At 57.3% G+C, this 19,567-nt stretch carries 16 protein-coding genes; all 16 read left to right on the top strand.

Annotated elements, in window-relative coordinates:
- Nucleotides 1-3 precede the first annotated feature (3 nt).
- The gene (locus tag D5269_RS06355; protein ID WP_120484240.1) at nucleotides 4-2,622 is read left to right on the top strand and encodes a molecular chaperone; all 2,619 of its coding nucleotides are present in this window, start codon (nucleotides 4-6) and stop codon (nucleotides 2,620-2,622) included.
- 20 nt (nucleotides 2,623-2,642) lie between these two features.
- A complete protein-coding gene (locus tag D5269_RS06350; protein WP_120484239.1) occupies nucleotides 2,643-3,422 on the top strand; it encodes a DNA and RNA helicase in 780 nt (259 codons plus the stop codon).
- Nucleotides 3,423-3,431: 9 nt separating this feature from the next.
- Nucleotides 3,432-4,013, top strand: coding sequence for a hypothetical protein (locus D5269_RS06345; protein WP_016315593.1), 582 nt, complete (start codon nucleotides 3,432-3,434; stop codon nucleotides 4,011-4,013).
- 252 nt (nucleotides 4,014-4,265) lie between these two features.
- Nucleotides 4,266-5,669: a hypothetical protein gene (locus tag D5269_RS06340; RefSeq protein WP_120484238.1), complete on the top strand. Its 1,404-nt coding sequence runs from the start codon at nucleotides 4,266-4,268 to the stop codon at nucleotides 5,667-5,669.
- A gap of 9 nt (nucleotides 5,670-5,678) precedes the next feature.
- The gene (locus D5269_RS06335) at nucleotides 5,679-6,278 is read left to right on the top strand and encodes a hypothetical protein (RefSeq protein ID WP_120484237.1); all 600 of its coding nucleotides are present in this window, start codon (nucleotides 5,679-5,681) and stop codon (nucleotides 6,276-6,278) included.
- Nucleotides 6,275-6,841 (top strand): hypothetical protein, encoded by a 567-nt coding sequence (locus D5269_RS06330; protein WP_016315596.1) that lies wholly within the window; start codon nucleotides 6,275-6,277, stop codon nucleotides 6,839-6,841. Before D5269_RS06335 ends, D5269_RS06330 begins: the two co-directional genes overlap by 4 nt.
- Nucleotides 6,831-8,492, top strand: a complete 1,662-nt coding sequence (locus D5269_RS06325) for a PAAR-like protein (RefSeq protein ID WP_016315597.1) — start codon at nucleotides 6,831-6,833, stop codon at nucleotides 8,490-8,492. The genes D5269_RS06330 and D5269_RS06325 overlap by 11 nt, the downstream gene beginning before the upstream one ends.
- On the top strand, nucleotides 8,470-9,165 hold the full coding sequence (locus D5269_RS06320) for a hypothetical protein (RefSeq protein ID WP_016315598.1): 696 nt from the start codon (nucleotides 8,470-8,472) through the stop codon (nucleotides 9,163-9,165). The genes D5269_RS06325 and D5269_RS06320 overlap by 23 nt, the downstream gene beginning before the upstream one ends.
- 16 nt (nucleotides 9,166-9,181) lie before the next feature.
- Nucleotides 9,182-11,464: a ribonuclease domain-containing protein gene (locus D5269_RS06315; RefSeq protein ID WP_158604884.1), complete on the top strand. Its 2,283-nt coding sequence runs from the start codon at nucleotides 9,182-9,184 to the stop codon at nucleotides 11,462-11,464.
- A 20-nt stretch (nucleotides 11,465-11,484) separates the two neighbouring features.
- Nucleotides 11,485-12,030 (top strand): hypothetical protein, encoded by a 546-nt coding sequence (locus D5269_RS06310; RefSeq protein ID WP_016315600.1) that lies wholly within the window; start codon nucleotides 11,485-11,487, stop codon nucleotides 12,028-12,030.
- Nucleotides 12,031-12,123: 93 nt separating this feature from the next.
- Nucleotides 12,124-12,567, top strand: a complete 444-nt coding sequence (locus D5269_RS06305; RefSeq protein ID WP_243126677.1) for a hypothetical protein — start codon at nucleotides 12,124-12,126, stop codon at nucleotides 12,565-12,567.
- A gap of 280 nt (nucleotides 12,568-12,847) precedes the next feature.
- Nucleotides 12,848-13,249 (top strand): hypothetical protein, encoded by a 402-nt coding sequence (locus D5269_RS06300; protein ID WP_016315602.1) that lies wholly within the window; start codon nucleotides 12,848-12,850, stop codon nucleotides 13,247-13,249.
- A 240-nt stretch (nucleotides 13,250-13,489) separates the two neighbouring features.
- Nucleotides 13,490-13,909, top strand: a complete 420-nt coding sequence (locus D5269_RS06295; protein ID WP_120484235.1) for a YjdF family protein — start codon at nucleotides 13,490-13,492, stop codon at nucleotides 13,907-13,909.
- A 205-nt stretch (nucleotides 13,910-14,114) separates the two neighbouring features.
- Nucleotides 14,115-17,384, top strand: coding sequence for a UvrD-helicase domain-containing protein (locus tag D5269_RS06290; protein ID WP_166545146.1), 3,270 nt, complete (start codon nucleotides 14,115-14,117; stop codon nucleotides 17,382-17,384).
- A gap of 346 nt (nucleotides 17,385-17,730) precedes the next feature.
- On the top strand, nucleotides 17,731-18,354 hold the full coding sequence (locus D5269_RS06285; RefSeq protein ID WP_120484233.1) for a flavodoxin family protein: 624 nt from the start codon (nucleotides 17,731-17,733) through the stop codon (nucleotides 18,352-18,354).
- An 18-nt stretch (nucleotides 18,355-18,372) separates the two neighbouring features.
- Complete coding sequence (locus tag D5269_RS06280) at nucleotides 18,373-19,503, top strand: aldo/keto reductase (RefSeq protein WP_166545145.1); 1,131 nt, start codon at nucleotides 18,373-18,375, stop codon at nucleotides 19,501-19,503.
- The last annotated feature ends 64 nt before the right edge of the window (nucleotides 19,504-19,567 follow it).

The raw sequence follows: 19,567 nt of genomic DNA, 5'->3' as shown, positions 1-19,567 counted from the left end.
TTCATGGACCGATATGGATATGTCATCTCCCGGGAGGGGCTTTCGTCCGGGGGGAAACCCAGGCGGTATGCGAAACAGGACCTGGAGCTGATGACCACCCATCAGCTCCGGGAGATCTGCCGCACCGAACGGATCATCTCGGGTGTGACCGACCCGCTCGACAAGGACGACCTGATCCGGGTGATCCTGCGGTATCGCGGCGCGGACGAACATCTGTTGATTACCCGGCACAGTGCGGAAGGGATGGAAGCGCTCCAGCGGATGGTCTCACGGGTGCATCTGCATCTTCAGACGGATGTGCGACTGACCTGCAACGCCAGTATTGCCGTCTATCGGGGCTGCGCCGTCGGTTATTACGACCGGCTCACCATCCCGTATGACGCCCGTCTGGCGGGCACCAATGTGCTGGTGGTGAGCGGCGGGCAGATCTGCGGGATTCTGAACCTTGTCGCCAAGGGTACGGACACCGATCTGCTCTATCTGACCAAGTCCACAGAACTGCCCTGCCGGGAATCCCCGGTCAGGGATTACAGCCTTTACTGCATGGACCGCGCCCACTCGGCGATCCTCTACCGGATTTACAACGGTGACTACGGTTATCTGCCGGAACACCTGAATGTATACCGGATTCCCCTGCTCGATTTTTCTGTGCGGGAGCCGGTGGAACTGAACATCCCGCTCGCGATCGACTTCGGCACCAGCAGCACGACAGCGGGCGTCTATCTGGATGACCTGTATTTTGAGCGGATCGGGATGCAGCCCGGCCAGCTCGGGCTTTTGGCCAACCAGCCCAACTATGCGGTGTTTTACGATGTCACACAGGATTTTCGGGAGACGCCGCTGCTGCCCAGTGTGGTGGGGGTGCGCTCGGTCGGGAACGGTCAGCCCCGGTTCCTTTTCGGATATGAGGCGGTCCGGTTCGCCGGTTCCAGCTATATTGACGAGGGGTTCTGCGTCTTTTACGATATCAAACGATGGGTCCGCGATCCTGAAAAAAGCGAGGAGATCGCCGACCGGGAGGGCCGCAGGGCATCCATCCCCCGCAAACAGATCCTCCGCGCCTATTTTGAATACCTGATCCGGGAGGTTTGCAGCCGGTTCAAATGCCGGGTCTCCCGCATCCATCTTTCCAGCCCGGCCAAACAGAAGCATCTGTTCCAGCAGCTGTTCTCCGACCTTTTGCCCAACTATGCGGTGGAGCAGGACGGGATGCTCGACGAGGGGATGTCGGTGCTTTACAACACCATCTCCGGGATGATCGTACAGGGGAAAACACGCGAGGGCGCCGAGTACCGCGCTTTGGTGCTCGACTGCGGCGGGGGGACCACCGACCTCTGCTCCTGCCGGTTCCGGGTGAGCAACCGCCGGGTATCCTACCGGATCGACCTTCAGGCCGCCTACGAAAACGGGGACACCGATTTCGGCGGGAACAATCTGACCTACCGGATCATGCAGCTCTTGAAGGTCCGGCTGGCGGAACAGCTCGGGGAGCTTCCCGCCGGACGGTCGGAGGCGCTTCTCGAGGCGTTCGACCTCGACGTGTTCCGGTATGTGGACGCCAACGGCGCGGAATCGCTCTATCAGGAGCTGGATGCGGCGTACCATGCGGCGGAGCAGGTGGTCCCGACCCGCTTCCGGGAGTACGAGACCCTCAGTCGGGCGGACTACTACAAGGTGAAAAACAACTTCTACCTGCTCTTCGATGCCGCCGAACGGATCAAAAAGGCGTTCTACAGCCGCCCGATTCTACAGGTAGCGCTCTCCTCCCGTCCGGCGGAGGATACATCCGGCACCTGTCTCCCGGTGGACAGATGGAAACTGACCGTCCGCACCGCGAGCGGGCTTCAGACGGTCCGGGAGTTCCCGGAGATCGGGTTCAGCATCCATGAGATCAACCGGCTGCTCAAGGGGGATATTTACGGGATTGTCCGCCGGTTTCTTGAGCCGATGTACGAGAGCGGCGAACTCGAGGACTATGCAATCATCCGTCTGACCGGGCAGTCCTGCCGGATCGAGCTGTTCCGGGACGCGCTCAAGGAGTTTGTCCCCGGTCGGATGATCCGTTCGAGGCGCAGCGCGGGCGGCCCGGCCGACGACCTCGAACTCAAGACAGCCTGTGTCAACGGCGCGCTGAACTATCTCAAGGACCGCAAATACGGCTTTGCGGATGTGTCGGTGCGGAGCGAGCCGCCCGCCCTGCCCTACCGCATCACCGCCTATACCCACACCGGCAGCGAGGTGACGCTGATCCATGGGCTGCAGCGGTCGGAGGACGCAGGGCATATCTCCCGCAACATGGACGACCTGACCCTCCAGCTCTATCTCAAGGATATGGATGGGCGGGTGCGGCACAGCTTCTCCTGCCACTGTGGCCTGGAGGAGTTCCGGGAGGTGTCCGACGAGGAGATCCGCGCGCGCTATGAGGGGAAGATTCCCCAGCGGGATACAGACGATATCGTGGACCGGGAGGTCCGGTTCTTTGTCTGGGCCAGGCCGCTCCGCTGGGGTTATCTGGTGGTTCCGGTCTACCGGAACGCCGAACGGCTGATGCTCGGCAGGGAACAGTTTTTCCCGTTCGAGCAGGACGGCTGGGTGTTGGATTTCTTTGATGGGGCCAAGTAACCGCAGGGAGGGAAAACGGCTTGATACAGAACATCTATCCGCTGTTTGAGCGGTACCGGATTCTAAAAAAGGAGTATCTCTGGTCGCTGCGGGACTGCTCATTCGGATTTATGCAGGTGGAATATGCCGAATATGCCGACGGATTCCTGACTGGCTGCGGTATCTCAGTGCGCCCCGACTGCATCGAGATTGCGCCCGGTCTGGTGAAGCATCGGGGTTTCCTCTACCTGTTCCCGGAGATCCAGCAGGTGCCCTACAGCCCTTTGGGGCAGTTTGTGAGCCTCAAGTTCCGGCTGAAAAAAAAGCAGGTGTTTCAGGATTACATCGACTATACCGCCGAGCCGTTTCTGGACAGCAATCTGGAACGCGGGGAGGATGAGCTGGAACTCTGCCGGTTCAAGCTCCAGCCGGGGTTCCGCCTGCGGGATGACTACAAGGATTTTCAGGACATCGAAACCGAGTTTGACACGGTGAACCTCCTGCACGCCACCTGGGGCGGGCTGGGCGGCCCGACGCTGGCCCCCGCGATCACCCGTTTTTTTGCGCGGTCGGTCCTGGGGGAACGCACTGCCGACCCATATGACCTGCAATTCTGCTCCCTCTGTCTCGACCGCCCGACCGCTGTACCGCGGCTGCTGATCGAGCAGTATGTGCGGGTCAAGCTGGAGCTGGATGGGGAACCGCTCGACAACCAGGCCCTTTTCCGCCATCTGGAACTGATCCTGCGCAATCTGCGCAGCGGCGGCAGTTTGCGCCCGCCGGGAAAGCACCGGCGCAGCCGGGAAATTTTTGTGGATTGAGGTGACAGCGTGGAATATATGGACGAAAAGATCATCGAGCTGCGGCATCTCCGGGAAAAGGAGCTGCACGCCTCGATCGAGACCGGGTTCCTGATCGACCATAAGCTGATCGAATTCGAACCGGTCGAGCTGTTTGACGGGAAGGTGGAGATTATGCAGCCGGCGGAGTTCGTACCCATGCCGCCGCATCTGGTCCGGGCGAAGTACCAGTCGGAAAACCGGCCGCAGCTGATCCGTACCAGCCTGGACACCGAGGTGAACTTTACCTTTAGCCTGTTTCCCGCTCCGCTTTCCGGGGAGGAAGCCGCGCCGACGGCCCGGCAGGCCGCGGACGCGCTCAAAAAGGTCAATCCGGCGTTCCAGTTCTATGACCGGGAAACGGAACCGCTCGGCAACAGCCAGATCGCCTGGTTCGACTACAAAACCTATGGGCTGGACGATCAGCTTTACAACATAATGGCAGTCACCCCGATCGGCGGGAAGCTGTTCCACATCGGGTTCAACTGCCGGTTCCGCCTGATGAACGAATGGAAGCCTGCGGTGCGTCAGGTGCTGCTGTCGATCCGGGACCTGACCGGTACGGCGGTCTGAAAACCGGTTTTATCGTTTCTCTGTTTTCAAGCAAGATCTGAAAATTCACACGATTTTGCAAAAAATTTTGATTTGCAAAGGCAGCGCTTCACAAAGCGCGGAATGCCCGTCCTGGGAAGGGGATCTGTTGGGTAAGCTGCCGCCCAAAGGGAGGCAGGCGGTTTTTATGAGGGAAAACCCTCTCTCCCAAAGACGCCGGGCAGTCAAAAAACAGCGGGGCCGCGAGATGCCCCGCGGCAGGAGGATGCCGTCATGCGTGATATGAATATCAGAGTCAAACCGTTTGAGCTTCTGGATGTGCTCACGTTCGAAGGGCTCAAACAGGAAAACGAACATGCTGTCGTCCGCTTTTCGGGACATATCCCGCCAGAGCTGGAGGACTCCTATGTGGAGATGGCGCTCAACGAACTCTGGGCGCAGGCGGTCGCCATCGACGACAGCGGGGAAGAAAAAATCCTGTTGAATGGGATCGTATCCAGCCTGAGCGTCACCGCCCAGAACGACGTCCGGCTGTTGACTGCGGAACTGCGCAGCGGAAGCTACCTGATGGACACCATGCCGCATATCCGCAGCTATCAGGACCCAGGCATCCAGTATAAGGAGGTCCTTTCCTCGTTCACCATCCCTTATCCGGACGGGAATTTCATTATGACCAAGGGCAAGGGGGAAGCCATTCCGCCGCTGGTGCTGCAATATCAGGAGACCGACTGGGAATTCGTCCGGCGCCTGGCCTCCCATTTCCATACGGTCGTGATCCCCGACTGCAAAACCCAGGGGGTGCGCTATTTCTTCGGCCTGCCAGACCTGCCCGAGGCCGCGCAGATCAATACCCCCTTCTATTCGATGCAGAAGCGGGTGGACGAATATATCCGCAAAAAGAACCAACAGGTGCCGGGCATCCGGGAGAGCGATGCCGTTTATTTCATCGTCAAGACCCGGGAAATCTATGACCTCGGGAGCCGGGTCAGCCTGAACGGCCGCCGTTTGTATGTCAGCGCGGTGGAAACCCGACTGGAAGGCAGCGAGTTGTACCACACCTACTACCTGAAAAGCGAAAACGGCGCACAACTCCCCAAAGCCTACAACTTCAGGTCGGTTGGGGCGTCTCTCTCCGCCAGCGTTGTGGCGGTGGAAAAGGACCGGGTGCAGATCGCGATCGACCGGGACGAGAACCAGGAGAATGCGGGCGCAAACTGGTATCCGTACAGTACCGTCTATTCGACGCCGGATGGAACGGGCTGGTACTGTATGCCCGAACCGGGGGATGCGGTGCGGTTTTATCTCCCTGGCTGCGACGAATCGGAAGCTTATGTCATCAGCTCTACCCATCTACAGTCCTCCGCGTCGGACGAGCGGGTGAATCCGGACTGCAAATCCATCATGAATACACATGGGAAGGAAATCCTGTTTACACCGGATTCCCTGACCCTCACCAACAATGCGGGCATGTCGATCGAGCTGCTCGATAATGAGGGAATCCGTATCCTGAGCAACAAGGCAATCCATATCAAGTCGGATGAGCTGATCGACATTTCCAGCGTAAACTCCACCCTCAAGGTGATTGCCCCCAAATCAATCCAGCTGTTGCAGGGGGAGACGCAGACATTCCTGGAGGACAAGGTCGTCTTTAAAGGCGCCCAGATCCGCATGGACTAGGAGGATAAAATGGACAGGCAGGAATTGCTGCGGCAGGCCGCGCAGACCTATCTGACCCCTTGCTGTCAAAATGCGGTCAGCCTCGCATTGGCAGCGTTTACAGAACAGCAGGGGGAGATTTTGGGCGGGTTGTCCCGCAGGGTGTCCGGGCTGGTTGAGACGGTGAGACAGCAGCAGGAGCGCGGGGAAAAAAAGGCGCTCCGGTATCTGGTGGTTTCCTCCCTGTTCAGCAGCACAGTGACACGCAGCTATGAATATGAGTTTGCACTCTATGACAGCGAGCTGTATCTGGACCCGACCGAGTCCTGCTTCTACTGGGCGCCGGAATTCCTGTTCCGGCAGGTCGAACAGGATATGGCCTGCTTTGCGGAGCAGGCCGGCAGGGAGCTGGTGCGGATCCGGGCTTTCGAGCTGGAGGAGGTCCGGCGGATGTACGTCAACGGGTTCCATCCGGCGGCTGGCCTGTTTTTGCAGCAGGTGCTGCCGAATATACTGGAACAAAATGGGCTGTTTTCGCTCTCGCTGGAACAGGAGTTCAGCGTTCATTTTGGTATCTATATGGAGCAGCTTGTGGAGATTGCCGCGGCCAGAGGGGGGAAGTTTGAGTGAAGTATTTCCTGCTGCATACCGACCCGCAGTATACTACCGCCCCGGACCTGCTGGACTGGCGGGATAAGATCGACCCGCGCTATATCCGGAAAGGGAGGTCCTACCGGCTGCCCCAGCGGGAACTCCTGCTGATCCGGGAAAATCCGGATACGGTGTTTACAGATGTCCTCTCGTTCCCCTTCTTCCTGGTGACCCAGCTGGGGAAGGATGTGATCTGCCTGTATGAACCCAAGACCATCTTCAAGGAGCTGGTGCTGCTCGACCGGGCCAACCAGGCAGCCGAGGTCTACCACCTGCCGATTCTGGATGCGGTGGACTGTCTGTCCGACCAGAGCGAGTGGAACGCAGACCGCAGTGTGCTCCGGCGCGGGGTACTCCGGGCGGAAAAACTCGGGAAGCAGGCCCTCTTTTTTCTCGATGGCTCGAAAAACACTTATGTCGCCGCCCGGCTGGACTTGGTGGAAAGCCTGCTGAAACGGGGTGCGCGCGGCATCGGGCTTACCCCGCTGGAGATCGTTACAGAATCTTTGGAATGCCGACAGGAGGAACAGCATGGACAGTAAAAAAGAAATCGAAGCCATCTTGTCAGAAAATACCCTTCAGAGACCCGAGCAGGTGCGGCCCATGCTGGAGGAGCACGTATTTGGACCCGATGAATCCAAAGAGAACCAACCTGAACAGGGTAAGCCCAAAGAGGATAAATCGAAAAAAGAGGAATCCAAAGAGAACGCAAAACAGAAGATGGAGGAATACCTGAGCAAAAATACCGGCAGATCATTGGAATATCTGGTGCGCGGGGCAACCCTTGAATGCCGGATGGGCTCAGTCCCCCGCAAGTTGAACCTCCTACAGGATCACGGGGTCTACATCACCGGCAAACCGGTAGTCCACCGGCTCAACTGCGATCCAGGGGAAGGGATGAACATCCCGCCGTTCGGCGTGTGCAAGGTCACTCAAAAACCTTGTATGCCGATCATTGTCGGGTTCAGATGGTGGGATACCTATTCCCAGACCCGGATTGTGGACAACGGAAGCAAGAACCCGATAGATCGGGCAATTGCGAACATGAAAAGTCCGGACGCCCCTGCTCCAACGGGAGAGGATTCCCTGACCACCCTTTCATTCCTGATCTGCTCAATGGGCGGGCTGATCGAGCCGAAGGACTCAGGGCAGGGGCAGACTGACGCCCCAGGAGAAGCAGATACCTGTAAAAAGATGCAAGAAAAGGCTGGACGAGGCAGTATGTATGGCTCGATAGAGGATGAGGAAGCCTTTTTGAAGCAGGTCCTGCTGGACATGGGCTGGAAAGAGAAATACCTGACAGATAAAAATATCCGGGATCTGCGCGAAGCGATTCACAGGTTCAACATCACGACCGAGGACCGTCTAGCCCATTTTCTGGCTCAGATCAGCGTGGAAAGCGGCTACGGCAAGTGGAAAAAGGAACTGGGCGGCGAGGCGTATTTCACCAGGCTCTATTGGGACAAACAGAAAAAAGCCAAAGAGCTTGGAAACGAAAGCAAAGAGGATGCTATTCGTTACAGCGGCGGAGGGTATATTCAGGTTACCGGAAAAAACAATTACCAGAAGTTTTCCGATTATATGGAAAGTCAGGGCGAGGGAGACCCGAGCATCATGGAAAAGGGCAAGGACTGCGTGGGTGAGGACTACCCCTGGACTGCAGCGGGCCATTGGTGGGAATCCAATGGGATGAACGAATCGGTGGATGACGGGGCATCGGTTCTGGATGTCAGCCGGAAGGTCAATATCGGGCCAAATGCCAAATCGGGCACCCCAAACCACAAAACCGAACGGGAAGAAGCGCATAAAAAAGCGTCTGAAGCTTTGAAGAAGCATCGCTCTGATGAGGGCAGCCCATACACTCTGGAGCTTGGGCGGAAAGGGACGGATGCCGCAGAAAATCCAAAGCCCAATCCCCCAAAGGTGGATCAGGCAACGGCTCTGGAACTCGGGCGGGCGGATATCTGTCCAGACCCCTCGTTGGATAGCGGTTTAGGCCCTTCACATCCCGGATCGGGAATCCCCAACGCTGAAAAGGCGCGGGGGGATGCGCAGAAGCAGGCAGAAAGCACATTGAAACAGGGTGCCCAGAAGCAGCCGGCCATTCCACGTGCGGATACGGCCGGCAAAGCGGGGCAGAAACCACCGGTAACAGGGGCAGGAGGCGGAGATGGAAAACAATCCGGGAAATGACCGGGCAGTGCGCCCGAAGTTCTATCTGCAAAACCGCAGCAACTGGTGCTGGGCAGCAGCCGCCAAAACCGTGGGGCTGCACTATAAAAACCAGCATCCCTGCTTTGGATTCACCATCGAGTGCCCTGCGCCAGACCCCGAACAGCGGGCAATGGGGTTTGTCTCTCCGCCGGAACTGACCGGCGGCGTCCTCACCCGGGACCCGGAGGGGCTTTGCCATCCCTGCGAACGGGAGGATGGGTTTTACATCGACGCATGGCAGCGGGCAATCGTGATGAATGCCGGGAGCCGCCGCGGGGAAGAGGGCGACTGGCCCGGCGGCGATGAGGAAAAGATGGATGCGCTGCGTTTTGTCGTGACCGGGGATCTCAACACCTGTGAAATCCGGGTTGCCAGCCTGGGGCAGTACGACAGCCCCATCCCCCTGCTGGAGGCGCATCCGGAACCGCTCGGCATCCAGATTCAGAACCAGAACTGGATGATTGGGAACCATCTCCAGGAGTCCGGGCAGACCCATTCGGTTGTTCTGATGCCGGATGAGAAGGGACGGGTGCGGCTGTTCGACCCATGGGACGGTTTTTCCGAAGTCTATACGCCGGCGCAGCTCTTCCGGTCGGGCTTTCTCAGCAGCCTGGGACGCGGCGTCATTAAATGGATACAGTATATCGAGTAGGACAAGGAGTGGGAGCATGGCGGTATATACCTATCAGAATGTGCGGGTAGACGGTGCGGTATCCCTGTCGTCGGTCACCGATCTGGAACTGGACATCCGGCCAAATCACCACGGCAGGGTTCGGATTACCGGGATCGTCCCGGAGGACGCCGCTTTCAGCGGCGTGGAAGCGTCCCTCGAGGGAACCGGGCTTACGGTGCTGGCCGAGGATGCGCCGCTTTTCCAGGGGATCATCACCGAGGCGGAAATCAGCCATCGGGACGGTTATTATGAGGCGAGGCTCACGGCGCTTTCGGGCAGCTGCCAGCTGGATCAGGAGGAGCACAGCCGTTCGTTTCAGGATGTGTCTATGACCTATGCGGATGTTGTGCGCGAGGTGGTGAAAGGAACGCCGGGGGCGGCGGTGATCTGCACCGAAGGCAAGAACCACCCGATCGGGCGCCCGCTGATCCAGTACCGAGAAACCGACTGGGCGTTCTGCCGGCGGCTTGCGAGCCATTTCAACAGTGCATTGGTGCCGGAATGCCGGAACGGAAAACCGTGGTTCTGGTTCGGGATGCGGGAAGGCGGGGACCCCTGCACCCTGCCCGAGCTGGAATACCGCTCGCATGTCAGTTCCAGATTTTACGAGATGGGCGGCAGGGACGCCGGCTGGCGGCGGAGCCAGTTTTTCAGCTACCATGTGAAGGATACTGCCAACCACCGGATCGGGGATATTGCATCCTTCCGGGGCGGAAATTACCTGGTCTGCGGGCAGCGGGCGCGGTTTGAACGCGGGGAGCTGGTTTTCATCTATACGCTGGGTCAGCCGGCCCTTGTCGGGGAACGGACCTACTATAATGAAAAGATCACCGGGATGAGCCTGGGTGGGACGGTCGAAAAGACCGATCATGAACAGGTGTGGCTCCGTCTGGATATCGACGGGGCGGGAGGCAAGGCTGCTTATCCATACGACTGGGCTCCCGCAACCGGCAGCCTGATGTACTGTATGCCCAAAGTGGGGACCCGTGTATCGCTTTATATCCCGGGCAGCGACGAACGGGAGGCGCGCGCGGCAGACAGCCCCAGGACCAACGGGGCAACCTGTCCGGACATGGGGGATTTTAACCAGCGGTATCTGACCACCGAACATGGCAAGCGGCTTTACTGGTTCCCGGAACAGATGGGCCTTGTGGGAACAGGCGGGAAGGATACCCCTTTACACATCCTGATGGATGATGTAAACTGTGTACTGATGGAGAGCCCTCTCGCGACCCGGATAACCGCCAAAGGGGATGTGCAGCTGGAAGCCCCGGTGGTGGTACTGAGCACGCCGAGCGAGCTGCAAACCATCCAGACCCAGAAAGAGGTGCAGGCGCGGGAGTCGATGGTCACACCCAAAGGCACCTGGGGCGGACCCGGCAACCCACCGACCGGCGGCGGGGGCGCCAGCGTGACCCTGTCCTATCAGTTTGATATTCTGGGCGCACAGGGGGTGCTGTGCGGTTATGAGTTCCAGACATACGCCATTTTTAACGATGCCCCCAAGCCGTTTGACAAGGGAGGATGGTGGCTGAATATCGCTCTGGGTGCGATCGCAACCGTCGTGGTTGCGGCAGCAGCGGTGGCTTTGGTCGTGGCGACGGGCGGAGCGGCCGCGGTGGCGATTGGAGTGGGGCTTGGAGCGGTCGCGGCAGGAGGCAGCGCAACTGCGATGGCTGCTATGGAAGACAAGGCGGACGGAGAGGTGAGAAGCTGGGGTTCTGCGGTTGGACAGGCGGCGCTTGGCTCGACGATTGGCGCGGTGACCGGTGGGGTTGTTGCCGTGGCTGCTCCAGCGGCAACCTCCTTGGGAGAAGCAGCCTTGCTCAGCGGAGTTTCAGGGGTAGGTGTGCGCACAGGTGAATCTATGGGCAGTGAAAACATGACATCGGAAGAAAAGCTGAGGAATATCTACGATCCGACTTCAATCGCCATAGATGTTGTTTTTGGAGCATCATTGTATGGATTGGCTCGCTCGATAAAGGCGGCCCCCATTCCCCGGCCGCAGCCGTCCGTTCCGAAAAAAGCCTATGATGTCCTGAGACAGATACGGAATAACAAAGGCTCGCCTCCCAAAGGGTATAAGGGAGGAAGGACTTACCACAACAATCCTACCAACCCTAAAGCGCAGAAGTTGCCAGAGGGTGTATCCTACAAGGAATATGATGTCAATCCCAGTGTGAAGGGCCAGAACCGAGGGAGTGAAAGGATGGTCTTGGGAGATGACGGGTCGGCTTGGTACACAGATGACCATTATAATACCTTTACTCGGATGTAGTAGAAAGAGGAGAGTACTTTATGTATGAAAAAGCGATCAGGCTGTTGGAACAAAGGGGGATTCAGCTGACTCGAGGGCTAAACCAAGCGGAACTGGATCGGATCAGGGAGGTTTACGGAATAGAATTTCCGGAGCCGTTAAAGGTGTTTTTTCAAAGTGTCCTCCCAATGTCAGATGCTTTTTATGATTGGAGAGATTTCAGTGAAAGCAATATCAGTTTTCTGAAAGAGCTTATGGAGTCACCGTTAAAGAAAATTTATGACTGGGCGGGTGAGGTCTACTGGTGTGACGACTGGGGAGATGAACCGGAAGATGAGGCGAAACGTGTTGCATTTATTCGGGGAAAAATACCAGATGCCCCAAGACTGATCCCGATCTACTCTCATCGTTATATGCCGCTATGTAGCTTGGAAAACTATCCGGTTTTGTCAGTGCATGGGGTTGATGTCATTTACTATGGTGGGAATCTTGAAGAATACTTCAATATAGAGTTTGGCGATCAAAAGCAATCTTCTTTGGACATCGCTCATATTGAATATGTACCTTTTTGGTCTGATCTCATGTAGAACCAGCCCCTATCTTTCAGGAGATTTTTCCGTTTAGGGATGACGGGCGCCCAACGCTTGAAATGCGGAACGGGAGGGGACGTGAGATCAGATATGGAGAAAAACAATAGGGAACCGGAGATGCAGGAAGAGTGGATCAAGCTGGAACAATACGGGATACCGAAGGGGGAATTTATTGTAACAGAGCTGATTCAGGATTGTGAAGGTACGAAAGTTGTGCTCGATGATGAGAAGGATCGTGTTGAAATTTTTTTCGACGGTATCCCTGTGTTGGTAAGGAATACAGTCGAGGGAATGCGGATGGGTACTTGGGGTGCCGTTCAGTCAAAATACGCAGATCAGTCTTTTTTCCGGGATACAATCTTGTTTGAAGTCAAAAATTCGAAACTGGTACAGTGGTGCGTCGAGGAGAGCTGCGGTTTTTATGAAGCAGATGAGTTAAGGCATTATTGTATCGTCACGGGCGAAGAGTTGGTTGACATTGTTGCAGCCTTTGAACCAACTGTAAAAATAGGACCGCTGCAAGACTCCCTGTGAATATATGCGCTGGGAAGGGTTCGAGTCCACCCTAAAATAGAAAAACTGTTTCGTATTTCTTTACGCAAGGGGGCTTTTTCACTTGCAAAAAGCCCCCTCTTGCCGCTTTGCGGCAATTCACCCGAAAAAAGCGCTTCACAGGATAAAGTATTTCGCTCATTGCGATGAGCGACCAAAGGCTCTGCCTTTGGAAACCGCAATTTTTTGAAAAAAATTGAGTAAAACTTTAGATGCGAACCAGGTTTTTAGGAATAGGTTTTTGTTGTGAGAAGATCATGTTATGCTTAAAACGATACAGGAAAAGATTGACCAAACAGAATATTGGGATTTACCGGTTTTGGATTTTCAGATCAAATTCTTTGGCGATGAGGTGGATCTGTTCCTCTATCATGATGAGGACACAAGTTGGAAACTTTCTTTTTTGACATGCCATCGTGTCGCATATGAAACCGATGCAACCTGGCGAGGCGTTGCCCGCGTGCGGGAGATGAAGAAGCCTCAGCTTGGTTATTATGGGCAGGATATTACCCTGAATGAAAGCAAAGAGTTTGACGGGTTTTACGATGTGTCCATGGACTTGACCATATTAACGGCACAAATCGTCTGCAAAGAGATAACTGTTGAAAAGGTATCCAACGATTCGTGGGACATATTCTGGAAAAAGAATGAAAACGGCAAATAGAAATGAAGTGAAATTTCGATCCAAGTTTTCCGGCGGCATCATCTGGCTCTGCCAGGTGGTGCCGGTTTTGCAATCTTGACATCCCTGGAAAAACCCACTAAGATAGAATTGAGCCAGTCAAAAACGCGGAAATAAAAACACAGCCCGGTCGGTAGTCCGGGCGCGGCCTGTGGGCCGTCAGTAACCTGCCTCCTTGGTTGTCCGTTTTCCGTGGGAAACATCTTTAAGGAGGAAAACAGGATGAACAGCACCGTATCCAGCTTTACCGTTTTTTTCGAAGGCCCGTTCTGGGTGGGCGTTTACGAACGCTTCACCGATGCCGGGCTTGAGGCGTGCAAAGTCACATTCGGGTCCGAGCCAAAGGACTATGAGGTCTACGCCTTTATGCTCTGCAACTGGGGCAGGCTGCGGTTTGGCCCGCCGGTTCCGCAGATGGGCCTGCGGGCAGGCAGCAGAAACCCCAAACGGATGCAGCGGCAGATTCAAAAACAGCTTCAGGATACCGGAGTTGGCACCAAAGCCCAGCAGGCCCTCGCGCTCCAGCGGGAGCGGCAGAAACAGGAACGGCGGCTGATTTCCCGCGCGGAGCGGGATGCGGAAAAGGCCCGCCGGTTTGACCTGCGGCAGCAGAAAAAGCGGGAGAAGCACCGGGGGCATTAGCGGGTTCCGGAAGCGGGCCGGGATATTTCCCGGCCCGCTTGCATCTTTTACGCCTTGCTTTTTTGAAAAGATGGAATTTCTCTATTCAAAAAGTTTCGCCCACCTTTTCAAAGGTGGCGGGGCCGAGGGGCGGAGTCCCCGCCGCGCTCCGCAGAGTGCGGAATACTTCACAGCTTCGGCTGTCAACAGACAGGAGAGACCGCTTATGGTAATCGCAGATCTGCATATCCACTCGCGCTATTCCCGCGCCACCAGCCGGGACGCGGTTCCCGAACTGCTCGAACTGTGGGCGCGCAGAAAGGGAATCGGGCTGGTTGGAACCGGGGATTTCACCCATCCAGCGTGGAGGGCTGAACTTGCGGAGAAGCTGGTCCCCAACGGGGAGGGATTTTATACCCTGCGGGAGGGACTGCGGCGTCCGTCCGGCGTCACGGGGGACCAGCAGGTCCCTCACTTTGTAATCTCGGGAGAGATCAGCTCGATCTACAAAAAAGATGGACGGGTTCGCAAGGTGCATAACCTGATCCTGCTGCCCGGCCTGGAAGCGGCGGAAACCCTTTCACGCAGGCTGGAGGCGATCGGGAACCTGCATTCGGACGGGCGTCCGATCCTCGGGCTGGACAGCAGGGACCTGCTCGAGATCACGCTCGAGAGCTGCCCGGATGCGGTCTTTATCCCAGCACACATCTGGACGCCGCATTTTTCCCTGTTTGGGGCATTTTCTGGGTTTGACACGATTGAGGCGTGCTTTGGAGACCTGACGCCCTATATCCACGCGCTTGAAACCGGCCTTTCCTCTGATCCTCCGATGAATTGGCGGGTCTCCGCGCTGGACGGTTATACGCTGGTCTCCAACTCGGACGCCCACTCCCCAGCCAAACTGGGCCGGGAAGCAAACCTTCTGGACATCCCGTTTTCCTATGCTGCAATGGCCGATGCGATACAGGGCAGAACGCCCGAGCGGTTTGGGGGGACGATCGAGTTTTTCCCGGAGGAGGGCAAATACCATTATGACGGCCACCGGAACTGTCACCTTTGCCTGAAACCTTCCGAGGCAGAGAAGTACGACGGAAAATGCCCGGTCTGCGGCAAAAAGCTGACGATCGGGGTGGAGCATCGGGTGGAGCAGCTCGCTGACCGGGCGGAAGGCGCGGTCAGAAACGGTGCAAAGCCGTTTGAAAGCCTTGTTCCGCTCCCTGAGACGATCGCTGCATCCACTGGGCTTTCGGTTTCGAGCAAGCGGGTGGATGCGCAGTATCTTTCGATGCTCGAAACGCTCGGGGACGAATTTTCCATCCTCCGTCAGATGCCGGTTGAGCGGATCGAACAGGCCGCAGGCCCCTGCATTGCGGAGGGAATCCGGCGCCTTCGGGAGGGCAGGGTCGAGCGGATTCCGGGGTACGACGGGGAATATGGGATCATCCGGCTGCTTAGCCCCAGTGAGATCGAGTCTCTGAATGGACAGACCTCGCTCTTTGTGGTCCGGCCAGTGGAAAAGGAGGTGTCCGGCAAGCCGCTGCCCGATCATCCCGCCCCTGCTGCCTCCGGACAGCAGGCATCTGTGAAACCCGATATGCTGCCCGCTGGTTCGCTGAATCCGGAACAGCAGGAAGCGGTCGAGGCGGTGGAGCCGGCGGTCGCGGTGATCGCCGGGCCGGGCACCGGCAAGACCAAAACACTGGTGGAACGGATCGCGTTCCTGATCGAGCAGCGCCGGGTCAAGCCGTCTCAGATCACCGCGGTCACCTTCACCAATAAAGCGGCAGCCGAGATGCGGCAGCGTCTGGAGGTGCGCCTCGGAGGAAAACGGGCGGTTCAGGGGCTGACGGTCGGGACCTTCCATGCGATCTGTCTGGAACGCCTCTCCCAGCAAGGCCCGGTTCGGCTGGTGGACGAATCCGAAGCAATCGAGCTTGCGCAAACCGTCTTGCGGGAGCTGGGGCTGTCGAAAAAGAAAAATGCGCCCCGGATGCTTCTGAGCGAGCTTTCCAGACGCAAAAACGGCCTGCCGGAGGAACATTCAGCGATTCCGGAAGAGGCGTTCGCGTGTTATCAGGAGCGGTTACAGCGGTCGGGCTGTCTGGATTTCGACGACCTTCTGCTGAAGGAGCAGGAGCTTCAGGCATCCGCCGGGAAAACCAAGGGAAAGTCCAACCCATTTGCCTATCTGCTGGTGGATGAATTTCAGGACATCAACCGGATTCAATACGACCTGATCTGCGCATGGAGCCGGGGGAGCAAAAGCCTGTTCGTGATCGGGGACCCCGACCAGTCGATCTACGGGTTCCGGGGCGCGGACGCCGGGTGTTTCGACCGGCTGCTGTCCGACCGTCCCGGCCTGCGGAGAATACGCCTGGTGAAAAACTACCGCTCCACCCCCGAAATTCTGGACAGCGCCCTGCCGGTCATCTCTGCCAATCCCGGGGAGGCGCGCGTTTTGGAGGCCCAGCGTCCGACAGGTGCTGCGGTCCGGGTGGTAACCGCGCCCAGCGAGCTTTCCGAGGGCATCTTTCTGGCAAAGGAGATCAACCGCATGGTGGGCGGGGTCGATATGCTGGATGCACAGGGCAGCGCCGCGGTGTCACGGGAACACCCCCGCAGCTTTTCAGAAATTGCGGTACTCTACCGCACCCACCGGCAGTCCGAGCTGCTCGAGGCCTGCCTGAAAAAAGAGGGCATCCCCTATGTAGTGGCGGGGCGGGAGCCGTTCCTTTCGGACAGGACGGTGCGCGGTGTCATCGACTTTTTCCGCTTTCTGGAGGGGGGCTGGGACCGTCCCGCGCTGGAAGGGTGCCTGCGGCGGCTGTGGGACTGCCCGCCCGACCTGGCGGAACAGGTTTCTCTTGCAGTGGGGCGGATGGCGGAGGCCGGGTCAGGCCGGATGACGGCAGGACATCTGGAACAGGTCGCGGCTGGGTTTGACGGTTTACCGCAGCTTGTGCCGTTCTTCGGGGCGGCGCAGGAATGGATGCCGCAGCTTCCCAAGGGCAAGCCATGGAACCTGCTGGACAGCTTCTGTGCACAGCTTCACCCGCCTAAAACCGGCGCAGCCGCTCTGGAAAAACTCCGCCGGATGGCGGTGTTCCATCGGACGATGGGGGATTTTCTGCGTGTGTTGACCCTTGGGCAGGAGAGCGACCTGATGCGCAGCCCGACGGGGCGGATTTACGACGCGGGAGCGGTCACGCTAATGACCCTCCACGGCGCCAAAGGCTTGGAATTCCCGGCGGTCTTTCTCTGCGGTGTCCGCAAGGGGAGCATCCCGCTTGAGTCCGAGCGGCGGTCGGTCGATCTTGAGGAGGAACGCAGGCTGTTCTATGTCGGGTTGACCCGCGCGAAGGAGGAACTGATCCTGGTCTGCGGGAAGGAGCCGTCCCCATTTTTGGAGCAGCTTCCGACCGACCGGATGCAGCAGGAAACGGCGAATACCTTCTCACATAAGCCCCCTGATGCCGATCAGCTCCGCCTGTTCTGAAAAACTGGTCCCTACTCTCTGGAAAAGAGGGGCTCTTCTTCTGCGAAAGCCCGTTCATAAAAAATTTACTTGACTTGAAGCTGGCTCCAGCCTGTAAGATAATACAAAAGGAGGTGGCCGGCGATTGATTGCCTGAAAACCTGTTTTATGCGCCAAAAGGCCGCCTGTGCCAGGACTTCCTCCGCCGGACAACGCCTGCTGGATGCCGAACCCCTCTCATGGCGTTCAGAGAAAAGCGGAAACGGAAGGCGAAAAAGACGTTCCTTGGTCCGGTAATCCGAGGCTGTGAAACAGGTTTTCAGGAAAACAGGCCGTCCCTTGTGGGACAGGCAGAAGGAGGAATTTTATGAAGGTATTGCTGCTGAACGGGAGCACCCGAAAGAACGGCTGCACCTACACCGCATTGTCTGAGATTGCATCGGTCCTCAACGAGGAAGGGATTGAAACCGAGACACTTCAGATGGGTGCCCATCCAGTGCGGGACTGCGCCGGGTGTGGGCAGTGCGCCGGTAAGGGGAAATGCATATTCGAGGACGACATGGTGAACGACTGGCTCCAAAAAGCGCGGGAAGCGGATGGGTTTGTATTCGGCTCACCGGTATACTATGCCCATCCCACCGGTCAGATGCTGGCTGTGCTCGACCGGATGTTTTATGCGGGCGGAGACGCTTTTTCCCATAAGCCAGGCGCAGCGGTCCTGTCGGCAAGGCGCGGCGGTACGGCAGCTTCTTTCGATGTGCTCAATAAATACTTTACCATTTCTCAGATGCCGGTTGTCTCCTCCACCTACTGGAACATGGTCTATGGGAAGACCCCGGAAGAGGTGCGTCAGGATTTGGAGGGGCTTCAGACCATGCGGAATATCGGCAGAAATATGGCATGGCTGCTGAAATCAATCCAGGCGGGCAGACAGCAAGGTCTGGAAATTCCGCGGACCGAACGGAATGTGCGAACGAATTTTATCCGATGACAGAAAGGAAGAGACAGGATGATCTACAAGCAGTTTCAGGACCTCCAACTGTCTGCGCTCGGGATGGGCGCCATGCGGCTCCCGGTGATTGGCGGCGATGATGCGAAGATCGACCAGCTGGCGGTGGACCGGATGGTTGATGTCGCGATGGAACGGGGGATTAACTACTATGATACCGCCTGGGGGTACCACAGCGGCAGCTCGGAGATCGCGATTGGACGGTCATTGGGACGGTATCCGCGTGAGCGCTGGTATCTTGCAACCAAGTTCCCGGGCTATGACCTTTCTAATATGAACCAGGTGAAGACGGTCTTCGAAAGGCAGCTCGAAAAATGCGGGGTCGACTACTTCGATTTTTACCTTTTTCACAATGTCTGCGAGATGAACATTGAAGCCTATCTGGACCCGAAATATGGGATATTCGACTATCTGACCGAACAGAAGCGCAGCGGCCGTATCCGGCACCTCGGCTTCTCCGCCCACGGCAGCCGCGAGGTAATCGAGCGGTTCCTCGAGGCGTACGGAAAAGGGATGGAGTTCTGTCAGCTGCAGATGAATTATCTTGACTGGTCGTTTCAGGATGTCAAGAACAAGGCCGCGCTTTTGGCAGAGTATCAGACCCCCATTTGGGTGATGGAGCCGCTTCGCGGCGGGAAGCTGGCGTCGCTTGCGGAAGAGGATGCTGCAAAGCTCAAGGCCCTGCGTCCGGATGAAACCATCCCTGCGTGGGCGTTCCGGTTCCTTCAGTCGATCCCCGGTGTGGCGGTGACCCTTTCCGGTATGTCCAACATGCAGCAGCTCGAGGAGAATCTGAGCACCTTTGAAGCCGAGCATCCGCTGAACCAGCAGGAGATGGAAACCCTGCTGGGGATTGCCGACAGTATGGTGCAAAAGACATCGGTTCCCTGCACCGCCTGCCGTTACTGCACCAGCCACTGCCCGCAGTCGCTCGACATTCCTATGCTGCTCGAGCTTTATAATGAACATTGCTTTACCGGCGGCGGATTTATCGCCCCAATGGCGTTGATGGCTGTACCGGAGGAAAAACACCCCGCTGCCTGCATCGGCTGCCGCAGCTGCGAGGCAGTCTGTCCGCAGCAGATCAGGATTTCTGAAGCACTGGCGGATTTTGCGCAGAAGCTTCGATAGTTACCCGCCTGAAAAAGGGGAGCGCCGCTTATAAACGAAAAACCGCCTGTGCAATTTTGAGGTT

Source organism: Anaerotruncus sp. 1XD42-93, assembly GCF_009917605.1.
GTDB lineage: Bacteria > Bacillota > Clostridia > Oscillospirales > Ruminococcaceae > Anaerotruncus.
The sequence above is the reverse complement of the archived record's forward strand: the minus strand, read 5'-3'. Positions and strand labels throughout refer to the sequence as shown.